Here is a 12,702-nt window from a genome sequence, read left to right on the forward strand (position 1 = left end):
CTATGAAAAAAATATTAATAACCGGAGGAGCTGGATTTATTGGCTCTCATGTTGTAAGAAGATTTGTAAATAACTATCCTGATTACATGATTGTAAATCTGGACAAGTTAACCTATGCCGGTAACCTTGCAAATCTTACCGATATTGAGGATAAACCGAATTACCGTTTTGTTAAAGCTGACATTACGGATGCAACTGTAATAAATGATTTATTTGGTAAAGAGAATTTTGATGCAGTTATTCACTTAGCTGCTGAATCGCATGTTGACAGATCAATCACTGATCCGACAGCTTTTGTGATGACCAATGTTATTGGAACAGTTAATCTTTTGAATGCGGTACGTGAATACTGGAAAGGTAGCTACGATAAGAAAAGGTTTTACCATGTTTCAACAGATGAAGTTTACGGTGCGCTTGGCGAAACAGGAATGTTTACTGAATCTACAGCTTATGACCCACATAGTCCTTACTCTGCTTCAAAAGCATCTTCTGACCATTTTGTAAGAGCTTATCATGATACTTATGGGATAGATATAGTTGTGTCTAATTGTTCCAACAATTACGGATCTCATCATTTTCCGGAGAAACTGATACCATTGGCAATCAATAATATTAAAAATGAACAACCAGTACCGGTATATGGTAAGGGCGAGAATGTTCGCGATTGGTTATGGGTAGAGGATCATGCGCGCGCAATTGATGTTATCTTCCATCAGGCTAAAACCGGACAAACTTATAACATTGGTGGTCATAACGAATGGAAAAACATAGATCTTATTCATTTACTATGTAAGATCATGGACAAGAAACTAGGTAGGGCAGAAGGGGAATCGGCAAAGCTGATTACTTTTGTAACAGACAGAGCTGGTCATGACTTACGTTACGCTATTGACTCTACTAAACTTCAAAATGAACTAAACTGGGTACCTAGTTTACAGTTTGAAGAAGGATTAGAAAAAACAGTAGAGTGGTATTTAAAAAATGAAGGATGGCTTTCTGATGTCACCTCCGGGAATTACCAGGCTTACTACGAAAATCAATACGAGGGAAGATAATTATCTTCCCTTTTTTTATTCATATCTTAAAGCTTCTACCGGATCGAGTTTAGAGGCTTTTTTTGCAGGGTAATAGCCCGAAATAATACCTACGCCAACACAAAGTGCAAATCCGCCCATAATCCATTCCCATGGTATTATGAATGATCCTCCCATTGCAAATGAGATTAGATTTCCTATGGCTATTCCGAGGAATATGCCGAATGCGCCTCCGATAAGACAAATTATAACGGCCTCTATTAAGAATTGTTTACGAATTACAGAAGGATTTGCACCGATGGCCTTCCTGATTCCGATTTCCCGGGTTCTTTCTGTTACAGAAACCAACATAATATTCATTAGGCCAATGGATGCGCCAATTAGTGTGATGGCCCCAATGGCAATTCCTCCTAACACCACATACCTTAATTGTTCGAAAAGGGTTTGGGCAAGGGAATCGCTTTTTGTGATCTCAAAATTATTAGGTTCTGAAACTTTTACTTTTCTTATCTTTCTTAGTTCTGATGTAGCTTCGCCAATAATGTTATCCATCTGATCGTTACTTGGTACCATTACGGTTATGGTATATGAAGGATTTGAGTTGGAGTTAATCAACTTAGCCTTTAGCAGAGGAACATAGACGGATCTGTCGCCGCTAAAACCCATGCTTTGCCCCTTGGACTCAAGAACTCCAATAACTTTTAACCTGTTGTTTCCAACATTAATGACTTTATCTATCGGACTTTGATCCTTGAAAAGTTTGGTTCTAATCTCATTGCCTATTATACAGACGTTGTTTCCCGACACTACTTCGGCAGGACTAAAATTACGTCCAAGCGAAAGATTCAGCCCCTGTGAGTTCAATCCATTTTCATCTATACCCTGAATATTGATGTTCGGGTTAGTTTTTTCAGCACCAAACTTAGCTGTTGAGCCTCCGGTAGCGAATACACTGATCGCCACTGTTGCAGGAGTATTTAACCTTTCTTTAAAACTTACGGCATCTTCATATTTGATAGACCGGAATGGTTTTGGCCTTTGGCCAGAGCCACCAACCCTTATGCCCGACCCTCTGTTTCTGATGGTAAATGCATTGGCTCCCATACTGGAGAAGGCTTCAGTCATACTTTTTTTAACAGCATCGAGCGTCGTTAATATACCTACTAATGCAGATAAACCAATTGCGATGATCAATGCTGTGAGCATGGTACGCAACCTGTTGCTTTTTATTGATTGAAGGGCTAGTTTTACGTTTTCAGTATAGGTCATTTCAGATGAAATATATTCTTAAAGGGATAAAAATAAAAAGTCCCGCTGTTAAGACAACGAGACCATGTATAATGTTACAAAAGAATAGGAACTTAAACTGAGAAACTTGTTCCGCAACCACAAGTGCTACTTGCATTTGGGTTACTGAAAGTGAAGCCTCTTGAGTTTAATCCATCTTGCCAATCTACCTGCATTCCCATCAAATACATCTGATGCGCTTTGTGCATGAAGACTTTAATGCCATCTATAATAAATTCCTGATCACCGTCTTTTTTCTGATCAAAACCAAGTACATAGCTCATTCCAGAGCAGCCTCCACCGTCAACACCTACGCGTAACCCGAAGTCCTCAGAAATTTCTTGCTGATCTTTTAATTTAAAAAGCTCCTTTACAGCGCCTTCTGTAAAAGTTACCGGTGCAAATGCTGTATCAACTGTATTACTCATATTATTAAAAATTAGGAAGTACAAATTTAGTCATAATTGTTTATAAAAACGCTATAGCTATCTCTAATAGAGACCTCTATCTGGTCATTTAAAAAATCAAATAGTGGGGTAAATATAAATAAAATGTACATTTTTGCTGAGACTCTATACTAATTATTACTGTATTCAAACAAAGCTGAATGAACGTACAAAACTTTTTAACAGAAGTTGCCACACTAGCCACAGGTGGTATTATAACAGTTGCAGCAGGATATTATCTTTTTATAAATGACCTGAGAAGGTATCTGGACACAAAATATGTTGAAACAAAACCATCAGAACCTAAAAAAGACGAACATTTGCAGATTCTTCCGTTGCGGTTGCAGGCCTATGAACGTCTGATTGTTTTTGTGGATAGGATCAATCCTGCAAATTTACTGATTCGCGTACATCAGCAGGGTATTTCTGTTGTGGATCTTCAATCGGTTTTACTTAATGAAATAAGATCCGAATATCAGCATAATGTTGCCCAACAGTTATATGTAAGTGCCCAAACATGGGATGTTGTTCGAAAACTTAAGGATGATACTTTAACCATGGTTAGCAATGCTGCGAGAGGATTACCGGTGGAAGCTGCCGGTGTAGATTTGAGTAGAAAGATATTGCAGCATATGACTGATATAGCTGATAACCCTTATGATTTAACATTAGATCTTATTAAAAAGGACATTCATTTGTTATTTTAACCATGAAAGAGAAAAGTTTTACCACTACTTCCGGTATTGAAATAAAAGAAATATATACTACTTCGAAGCCTTTAACAGAGGCCCCAGGAGAATTTCCTTTTACCAGAGGGATTCAGAAAGATATGTATAGAGGCCGGCTGTGGACTATGCGGCAATACGCCGGATTTTCGACTGCAGAGGAATCCAACAAGCGGTACCATTATTTGCTTAAACAAGGAACAATGGGCCTGTCTGTTGCATTTGATCTTCCCACCCAGATTGGATATGATTCTGACCACGATATGGCCGAAGGTGAGGTTGGCAAGGTCGGTGTTGCAATTGATTCCCTGAAAGATATAGAAATCTTGTTTGATGGGATAGAGTTGCAAAAGATCACCACATCTATGACAATAAATGCTACAGCCTCGATCTTGTTGGCTATGTATATTGCCCTGGCCAAAAAACAGGGAGCTGATATTAAGCAAATATCTGGCACTATTCAAAACGATATCTTAAAGGAGTATGCCGCAAGGGGGACTTATATATATCCGCCAAAACCCTCTATGAGGATTATTACAGATATTTTTGAGTATTGCAGTAAAGAAGTGCCTAAGTGGAATACAATTTCCATTTCAGGCTATCATATCAGGGAAGCAGGTTCAACCGCCGTTCAGGAGCTGGCCTTTACGCTGGCAAATGGAAAGGCATATCTGAATGCTGCATTAGAGAAGGGATTGGATATTAATGTATTTGCTAAGCGACTTTCTTTCTTTTTCAACTGCCACAATAATTTCTTTGAGGAAATTGCCAAATTCAGGGCTGCCAGAAGAATGTGGGCGAAAATAACAAAGGAACTTGGGGCTACAGATGAGAAAGCTCAAATGCTTCGTTTTCACACACAAACAGGTGGGTCTACGCTTACAGCCCAACAGCCACTTAATAATGTAATAAGAGTCACCAATCAGGCCCTGGCTGCAGTTTTAGGAGGCACACAGTCCTTGCATACAAACGGTTATGATGAGGCACTGTCGTTGCCGACAGAAGCGGCAGCAAAAATCGCCTTGCGCACACAACAGGTAATTGCTTTTGAGAGTGGGGTAACAGATACAGTTGACCCATTGGCCGGCTCTTACTTTGTAGAAACATTAACAGACGAAGTTGAGGCAGCAGCGCAGCTGTACATAGATAAAATAGACGCGATGGGCGGGTCAGTAAATGCGATAGAAAACGAGTATATCCAAAACGAGATCGCAGATGCAGCCTACCGGTACCAGGTTGAGGTGGAAGAGGCCACCAGGGTTATTGTTGGGGTAAATAAATTTACACAGGAACAAGAGGGGATAACCGAGGTATTTACTATTGATGAATCTATTCGTACAATACAAACAGAGAAGATAAACAAGTTAAAAGCAGAAAGAGATAACATTGCTGTTGAAAAGGCGTTGAAGAATTTAAGGGAAGCAGCAAAGGGGACTGAGAACCTAATGCCATATATTTTAATAGCCGTAGAGGCCTATTCCACGCTAGGTGAAATAGCAGATACGCTACGTAATGTTTTTGGAGAATATTAAAAAGGATGTTAATAAATAGTTATTAACACAAAAAATTCAGGTTAAGAAGGGTAGGTTATTGCTACCTAAGCAGTTACCAAATAAATGAAAATTAAGTTTTTTTTGTTGATAATTTTTTGAATATTCGATCTCTCGAAACAGCAGTTTTTTTATGCTCGTATCGTTACTGTAAACCAACAAATTATAGAATAACAATGGAAAAAACTTGTACAGAAGTGTGGAAAAACTGTCTCCAAATCATAAAAGATAACATACCGACCCAAAGTTTCAAGACTTGGTTCGAGCCGATATCAGCATTGAAATTGGAAGGCAAAGTTTTAACCATACAGGTGCCTAGTTTGTTCTTCTATGAATGGTTGGAAGAACACTATGTAGGGCTGCTTCGTAAGACAGTTAAAAAGCAATTAGGAGATGAGGGAAGATTAGAGTATAACATCGTTGTGGATAAATCTTCTAATACGGGATCTCCTTATACTACTAACATGCCGAGTAATGGAAATGGGGCAGAGGCGAAGATTCAATCAATGCCAATTCCTGTTTCTATAAACAAAGACATTAAGAATCCTTTTATCATTCCGGGGTTAAAGAAACTTAATGTTGATCCTCAATTAAATTCTAACTATACGTTTGAGAATTACATAGAGGGGGATTGCAACCGTTTAGCAAGATCAGCGGGGTATGCCGTAGCCGCAAAACCGGGAGGTACTTCATTTAATCCTTTAATGATTTATGGAGGAGTAGGGTTAGGAAAAACACACCTTGCTCAGGCTATTGGTAATGAAATTAAGCGTAACATGCCGGACAAACTGGTAATTTATGTTTCATGTGAGAAATTCTGTCAGCAATTTGTAGATTCATTAAAGAACAATACGATTAATGATTTTGTGAATTTCTATCAGGCAATGGATGTAATCATCATGGATGATGTACACAACTTTGCCGGTAAAGAAAAAACGCAAGATATATTCTTCCATATCTTTAATCATCTTCATCAATCGGGTAAGCAGGTTATTTTATCATCAGATAAAGCACCTAAAGATCTGGCCGGACTAGAAGAAAGATTGTTAAGCCGTTTTAAATGGGGCCTTTCTGCAGACTTGCAGATTCCTGATTTTGAAACAAGAATAGCAATTCTTAAAAAGAAAATGTATGCAGATGGTATCGAACTACCTTCTGAAGTAGTGGAGTACGTAGCCCACAACATTGACAATAACGTAAGGGAACTGGAAGGTGCAATGGTTTCCCTGTTAGCTCAATCAACTTTAAACAAAAAAGACATCGATTTGGCATTGGCTAAACAAATGTTGAAGAACTTTATTAAAAATACTTCCAAAGAGATTTCTATGGAATACATCCAGAAACTGGTATGTGAGTATTTTGAAGTTCCTGTAGATATGGTGAAATCACAAACACGGAAACGTGAAATTGTTCAGGCAAGACAGATTTCCATGTATCTTTCCAAGAGCCATACTAAGTCATCATTAAAAACTATCGGAGCCTTTTTTGGAGGAAGAGATCACTCTACGGTAATTTATGCATGCCAAACAGTCGAAGATCTGATTGATACAGATAAGAAGTTTAAAGGTTACGTACACGACATACAAAAGAAATTAAAAATGAGCTAAATCATTAGAGCTCAAGTCTTATCGCAAAAAAAAGACCCTCCAAGTAAAACTTGCAGGGTCTTTTTTTGTAGTTGAATGTTTATTTTAAAACATCAAGCTTCATTAACCCATAAAATAATGCGGCTGAATGTAATGCCTGATCAATTTTATTGTCTACTAGAATTTGTTTAGCCTCTTCGATGGTATATTCCTCAACGTTAAGGATTTCATGATCATCTAAGTGCTGATCGTGAGTTTTAACGCCGCCTTTTAGTAAATAGGTATAGGTAACATTTGTAGATGTTGCCGGATTGGGGTATAACGTAGCTATCAATTCTGAACTTTTAAAAGAATAACCGGTTTCTTCTAATAATTCTCTCTTAATGGCTACCTCAGGCAATTCATCGCCATCTATAACACCACCAGGAACTTCTAAGGATATAATATCAGCACCATGGCGATATTGGCGAACCAAAATTATTTTATTGTCTTCAGTTACTGCTACGGCATTAACCCAATTCGGGTATTCAAGTACATAATAGTCATCTTTTATAACGCCATTTTGCAAATCACAGGTATCCACACGTAATGTCGCCCATCTTTCTTTCACCAGATATTTTGATGAAAGTCTTTGCCATTTTTTTATTTCCATATTAGGTATTAAGGTATTGATCAACCAGTTTTTGGCGGTCAAGATTAGTCATGTTTATAATGTGATGCTTTGTTTCCAGCAAGTAGTATATTAAATAAAGCTTCTCAGCAAAAGAATCGTTCCTTGGGTTAATAACCGAAGGATCGAATTGAGAGTAAAGAAACTGACTCAGCATTTCTAATTTTTCGGCAGGAAATTCCTTTTCAGTTAACAGTGCCTCAAATTTAGAAGAATTACTAGAGAATAGTTCTTCAGGTGTTATTCCAAAATTATTTACCAATGATTCCATTAACAGATCATCTGCCTCAGCCAATTTGCCTTCTAGCTTTAAACCCATAATACGGGCTAAAACTTGTGCAAGTTTTTGAATTTCTGCTGTAATTAAGTCTCTTCTTAACATATTCTTTACCAGCTACCACTACTACCACCGCCACCAAAACTACCACCACCAAAGCCTCCGAAGCCACCGCCTCCGCCACTGCTACCTCCGCCCCAGCCACCGCCAGAACCTCGGCCACCGCCTAATAACATACTCCAGAAAAGAGCGTCGGCAGCTCCGCGACCACCAATTACTTGTCCGCCGCCACCGCTACCACCACCTCTTCTAAGGATAATGATTATGACAACAATGATAATGATGATGGCCAACATGCTGGCTCCTCCACCCGCATCATTCTTCTTTTTTGGGTTTTCGTTCTTGTATTCGCCTTTGGTATATTTTATAATAGCATCAGTACCTGCATTAAGTCCCTGATAATAATCTCCGGTTTTAAAATATGGTTTTATCTCGTTTTCGATAATACGTTTTGCATAAATGTCTGGTAATACTCCTTCCAGACCATAGCCCGTTTGGATAGAGATCTTTCTGTCGCCAAGAGCAACCACGATCATTATCCCATTATTTTTCCCTGAGCTACCAACTCCCCATTTTCTACCAAGTTCAAGCGCATACTCGTTGATATCATAGTCGCCAACAGATTTTAATACAGCTACCGCAATTTGAGTGGAGCTTGAATCATCAAATGCAACCAGTTTTTGTTCTAATTGTTGCAATTGATCAGCCGAAAGAGTGCCAGTATAATCATTTACCAGTTTGGTTGGCTTTGCCGGAAAATCCTGAGCAAACCCAATCATGGATGTTGTAAGTAAGAATAATGCTACGATTAGTTTTTTCATAGCTTATGTGGTTTTATTCTGATCCATAAAAATAATGTCATTTGGCAGTTCATTAATGTCGTCATTTTGCGAAGGGAAAAACGTTGCAAGTTTTTCTCCTGCCAAAATTACGCCTGCTATAATGCCCTGAGCTAAATTGCCGGAGGCAAAATGAGCTCTCATTGCAACTTTAGTTGTTTCCCAGAAATCTGTAGGTACAACTTTATTAATTCCACTATCGCCAACTATTGCAAACTTATGATCAACATAAGCAAGGTATATCAATACACCATTGTGTCTTGATGTCTTATCCATCCCAAGTTTTGAAAAGTAGGATGTTGCTCTTTCAAATGCGTCGCCGCTGCAATGCTTATCTATGGCAATTCTGATTTCGCCTGAAGTAGCTTTTTCAGCATCGGATATGGTTTGGGAAATTAGTTCTTGTTCTTGTTCTGTGAATGGCCCCATAATTGGATTGCTTTTATAAAGATAAGGGTAATGTATGTTTATTCATTTAAACATACATTACCCTTAAATGTTGTTATGGTATATTAGAATTCTACTTTTGGTGCATTTTGTGCACCAACATCAGCTTTAAAAGCTGCCTTTTGGCTAAATCCGAATATGCCTGCAGTAATGTTGTTCGGGAATGATCTTACCTTTGTGTTATAAGTTTGAACCGATTCGTTAAAATCTTTACGCGCTACTGTGATACGATTTTCAGTACCTTCCAGCTGAGCTGATAATTCACTAAACTGTTGAGTAGCTTTAAGCTCAGGGTAATTCTCAGTTAGAACCATTAATTTGCCTAATGCCTGACTTAACTGGCCTTGAGCAGCCTGATATTTTTGCATATTCTCTTCGGTTAATTTATCAGGGTCTATTGTGATCTGGCTTGCTTTAGAACGCGCTTCAATAACCTGAGTTAATGTACCCTGTTCAAACTTTGCTGCACCTTTAACTGTGCTTACAAGGTTAGGGATCAAATCAGAACGGCGTTGATATTGTGTTTCAACCTGTGCCCATTTGGTTTTTACATCCTCATCCAGTTTAACCAAGCCGTTGTAACCACAACCACTTACTGCCACTAATAAGACTAAGATTCCTACAATTACTAAAACTACTTTTTTCATATTTTTCTGTTTTGTTTTTCAGTGTTAATTTACGCATTAGAACTCAATTTCTGTACCTTTGTTACAGTTCAGTAGAAAAACCTGACAACAATAACGCAAAAAGACATCTAAATTACGCTGGTTCCAGCAGAAGTCAATAATATAATCGCCGCCGTGAAAACCTTTTAAAAACTCAAAATGGTGGTATTTCTCATTGTTAAGCCTATAAAATTCTTAAAAAATTAAATAACTCGCTTTCAAGAAAAGTAATTTTCTAGGGAAAGAGGGGGCAATTTTTTCGCTGTAAAATAACTGACATAATTACAATTCATGTACTGCCAAAAGAAGTCAGAAGCTTTCAAATTTATGTCTAATGTTTAAAATAGTAAGAATCTTTTAATATTGTAAGATGTACCTTTGCATCAATTCAGGATAAAAACCTGACGATAATTATGCAAAAAGACATCGAAATAACCCTGGCTCCAGAAGAGATCGACGACATATCTGCGATTAAAAGAAACCTTTCTGAAGCTTTAAAAATTAACTTTTCTCGAATTGGCGGGTATAAAATCCTTAAAAGATCAATTGATGCCCGTTCAAGAAAAGTAATATACAGGCTGCAGGTAAGAACATTTATTGATGAACCGCCATTGACCGAATCGTTTGTTGTTAACTATAAAAATGTTAGCAATGCGAAACATGTGATTATTGTTGGTGCTGGTCCGGCCGGATTATTTGCAGCACTTCAGTGCATCGAAAACGGATTAAAGCCAATAGTGGTTGAGCGTGGTAAAGACGTAAAACAACGAAGGAGGGATTTAGCAGCAATAAACAAAGAAGGTATTGTAAATACTGAATCTAATTATTGTTATGGTGAAGGGGGAGCTGGAACCTATTCAGATGGAAAATTATATACCCGATCCAATAAGCGTGGGGATATTAATAAAGTGCTTCAGGCCTTTGTTCAGCACGGGGCTGCGGAAGATATTCTTGTTGATGCCCGCCCCCATATCGGTACAAATAAATTGCCCCATATAATTACTGCAATAAGGGAAACAATTTTAAACGCAGGAGGAGAGGTGCGTTTCGACCAAAAAGTAACGGACGTTTTAATTGATTTTGGAAAGATAAAAGGTGTAGAGATTAACGGGGAAGAAAAACTATTGTCTGACGCTGTTATTCTAGCCACCGGGCACTCGGCACGAGATATTTATGAATTGCTTCATAAAAAGAATATCCTTGTTGAAGCCAAACCATTTGCCCTGGGAGTAAGAATAGAGCACCCTCAATCTATTATAGATGCAGCTCAATACCATTGCGATATCCGGAGTGAATTTTTGCCTCCGGCTTATTATAGTTTAGTTGAGCAGGTGGGTGCCAGAGGCGTGTTCTCGTTTTGCATGTGCCCGGGGGGGATAATTGCCCCTTGTGCAACTTATGCTGATGAAATTGTTGTTAATGGATGGTCGCCATCAAAAAGGAATAATCCATTTGCGAATTCCGGAACGGTGGTGCAAATAACGCTTGATGATGTTAAAGGCGACGATCCGCTAAGAATGATGCATTTTCAATCGGAAATAGAGAAAACTGCTTTCAGGCTTGGTGGGGGAGATCTGGTTGCGCCTGCCCAAAGGATGGTTGACTTTGTAGAGGGGCGAATTTCAGTAGATCTACCTAAAAATTCTTATTTGCCTGGAACACGGAGTGTAATGCTTAAAGAAACGCTGCCAGATTTTGTAGCATCAAGTCTAAAAAATGCTTTGCCGCTGTTTGGAAAAAAAATGAAAGGTTATTATACGAATGAGGCTATTTTAGTGGGGGTAGAAAGTAGAAGTTCATCACCAGTTAGGATTCCAAGAGACAAAGAGACTTTTCAACATCCACAGGTTGCGGGCTTATATCCTTGTGCTGAAGGTGCTGGTTATGCAGGAGGTATAGTGTCGGCTGCTATTGACGGTGTTAATTGTGCCAATGCAGTTTTAAAGTTTAGCTAAACACATTTACCTTTTATTTGTTGTTTTCGTATGATTGATTTCGCAAATGAGCTCAGAAAAGGATATAGTGGAGATGCCTGGCATGGCAACAGTGTATCCGCTATTATTTCGTCGGTAAGTAAAGATCAAATATTTAAACGACCAATTCCGACTGCACATACTATCGCTGAACTTGTATTGCATTTAACTTCATGGACAGAAGAAGTCTTTTCGAGATTGGAAGGCAACTTGGCTAAGGAGCCTGAAAAAGGCGATTGGCCTATGCCTAAAGAAGAAACAATGCAGGAATGGGATGCCATTTTAAGTGATTTTCGTTTAGCTAATGAAAAACTGCTTAATCTTGCGAGAGAAATTTCTGAAGACCAATGGAAAACCGCTGTTAATCAGGTTTCGGGTCAGAGAATGAACTATTTTGAGTTATTTAATGGTTTGGTGCAGCATCACGCGTATCATGCAGGGCAAATCTCATTGTTATTAAAATTTTAGATTGTGAAAAAAACACTAATTATAGGGGCGAGCCCTAATCCGGACAGATATGCCTATAAAGCTGCGCATATGCTTAAATCAAAAGGACACAATATTATCAATGTTGGCATAAAAAAAGGATCAGTGGCCGGAGAAGAGATTGAGCAACCAGGGCATCTGCATAATGACATTGATACGGTTACATTATATATAGGTCCGCATTTGCAAAATGGTTACTATAACTATATACTAGAAACAAAACCTAAACGAGTTATTTTTAATCCTGGAACTGAAAATCAGGAATTGGAAGAACTGCTGTTGGCAAATGATATTGAGCCGATAGAGGCTTGTACTCTGGTGTTGTTATCTACAGGTCAGTATTAGTATATTTTCTCAACGACTTTCCAACGATTCTGAACGACCTTTTGTCGTTTGTAAGATTTTTTGATGTGAGGGAATAGACGATGATGTATTATACTTATAGGTAATACTACGCTATAGTATATTATATAGAAGAGCACTTGGTAAGTGGTATTTTGAGATAAAGAATTAACCTGATTTTAACTTGCTGTTAATTTTTCTGGTTGTGGTTTAGTGAGTTAGGGATATTTTGCAATAAAAAGTGTATAAATGTTTGGGTGGTGGCTGAATTTTCCTACTTTTGCATCCCGCTTCGGAGGAAGAGAAACAGTGAGA

The 12,702-nt window shown here is 38.3% G+C and carries 14 protein-coding genes; 7 read left to right on the forward strand and 7 right to left on the reverse strand.

Going from position 1 to position 12,702, the window contains the following annotated elements; genetic code table 11:
- The first annotated feature begins 2 nt into the window (after window positions 1–2).
- Entirely contained in the window at window positions 3–1,055 is a 1,053-nt protein-coding gene (gene rfbB, locus AC6CH7_RS16220) for a dTDP-glucose 4,6-dehydratase (protein ID WP_498263743.1), read from the forward strand.
- 15 nt (window positions 1,056–1,070) lie between these two features.
- Here rfbB and AC6CH7_RS16225 read toward each other — a convergent pair whose 3' ends face one another.
- Both AC6CH7_RS16225 and AC6CH7_RS16230 read right to left on the reverse strand, forming a co-directional pair.
- Window positions 1,071–2,303 carry an ABC transporter permease gene (locus tag AC6CH7_RS16225; RefSeq protein WP_498263744.1) on the reverse strand — a complete coding sequence of 411 codons (1,233 nt, stop codon included), beginning with the start codon at window positions 2,301–2,303 and terminating at the stop codon, window positions 1,071–1,073.
- A gap of 92 nt (window positions 2,304–2,395) precedes the next feature.
- Window positions 2,396–2,749, reverse strand: coding sequence for a HesB/IscA family protein (locus AC6CH7_RS16230; RefSeq protein ID WP_294876974.1), 354 nt, complete (start codon window positions 2,747–2,749; stop codon window positions 2,396–2,398).
- Window positions 2,750–2,928: 179 nt separating this feature from the next.
- Between AC6CH7_RS16230 and AC6CH7_RS16235 the strand changes: the two genes are divergently transcribed.
- The 3 genes from AC6CH7_RS16235 (at window position 2,929) to dnaA (ending at window position 6,649) form a co-directional block, all read left to right on the forward strand.
- Complete coding sequence (locus AC6CH7_RS16235) at window positions 2,929–3,474, forward strand: DUF7935 family protein (RefSeq protein ID WP_498263745.1); 546 nt, start codon at window positions 2,929–2,931, stop codon at window positions 3,472–3,474.
- Between the two features lie 2 nt (window positions 3,475–3,476).
- Window positions 3,477–5,024 (forward strand): acyl-CoA mutase large subunit family protein, encoded by a 1,548-nt coding sequence (locus tag AC6CH7_RS16240; RefSeq protein ID WP_498263746.1) that lies wholly within the window; start codon window positions 3,477–3,479, stop codon window positions 5,022–5,024.
- Between the two features lie 194 nt (window positions 5,025–5,218).
- On the forward strand, window positions 5,219–6,649 hold the full coding sequence (dnaA, locus tag AC6CH7_RS16245; protein ID WP_048903745.1) for a chromosomal replication initiator protein DnaA: 1,431 nt from the start codon (window positions 5,219–5,221) through the stop codon (window positions 6,647–6,649).
- 79 nt (window positions 6,650–6,728) lie between these two features.
- On the opposite strand, the gene AC6CH7_RS16250 is transcribed toward dnaA, so the two are convergent.
- The 5 genes from AC6CH7_RS16250 to AC6CH7_RS16270 form a co-directional block, all read right to left on the reverse strand.
- The gene (locus AC6CH7_RS16250) at window positions 6,729–7,280 is read right to left on the reverse strand and encodes an NUDIX hydrolase (protein WP_498263747.1); all 552 of its coding nucleotides are present in this window, start codon (window positions 7,278–7,280) and stop codon (window positions 6,729–6,731) included.
- A 1-nt stretch (window position 7,281) separates the two neighbouring features.
- The gene (locus tag AC6CH7_RS16255) at window positions 7,282–7,680 is read right to left on the reverse strand and encodes a hypothetical protein (protein WP_498263748.1); all 399 of its coding nucleotides are present in this window, start codon (window positions 7,678–7,680) and stop codon (window positions 7,282–7,284) included.
- A gap of 5 nt (window positions 7,681–7,685) precedes the next feature.
- Window positions 7,686–8,456 (reverse strand): TPM domain-containing protein, encoded by a 771-nt coding sequence (locus tag AC6CH7_RS16260; protein WP_498263749.1) that lies wholly within the window; start codon window positions 8,454–8,456, stop codon window positions 7,686–7,688.
- 3 nt (window positions 8,457–8,459) lie between these two features.
- Window positions 8,460–8,903, reverse strand: a complete 444-nt coding sequence (locus AC6CH7_RS16265; RefSeq protein WP_498263750.1) for a TPM domain-containing protein — start codon at window positions 8,901–8,903, stop codon at window positions 8,460–8,462.
- A gap of 83 nt (window positions 8,904–8,986) precedes the next feature.
- Window positions 8,987–9,568, reverse strand: coding sequence for a LemA family protein (locus AC6CH7_RS16270; protein WP_498263751.1), 582 nt, complete (start codon window positions 9,566–9,568; stop codon window positions 8,987–8,989).
- 431 nt (window positions 9,569–9,999) lie between these two features.
- Between AC6CH7_RS16270 and AC6CH7_RS16275 the strand changes: the two genes are divergently transcribed.
- The 3 genes from AC6CH7_RS16275 to AC6CH7_RS16285 are packed head-to-tail and all read left to right on the forward strand — an operon-like array spanning window position 10,000 to window position 12,390.
- Window positions 10,000–11,541: an NAD(P)/FAD-dependent oxidoreductase gene (locus tag AC6CH7_RS16275; RefSeq protein ID WP_498263752.1), complete on the forward strand. Its 1,542-nt coding sequence runs from the start codon at window positions 10,000–10,002 to the stop codon at window positions 11,539–11,541.
- Window positions 11,542–11,571: 30 nt separating this feature from the next.
- Window positions 11,572–12,027, forward strand: a complete 456-nt coding sequence (locus tag AC6CH7_RS16280) for a DinB family protein (protein ID WP_498263753.1) — start codon at window positions 11,572–11,574, stop codon at window positions 12,025–12,027.
- 3 nt (window positions 12,028–12,030) lie between these two features.
- Entirely contained in the window at window positions 12,031–12,390 is a 360-nt protein-coding gene (locus tag AC6CH7_RS16285) for a CoA-binding protein (RefSeq protein ID WP_498263754.1), read from the forward strand.
- The last annotated feature ends 312 nt before the right edge of the window (window positions 12,391–12,702 follow it).

The organism is Pedobacter sp. GQ55, from assembly GCF_059758925.1.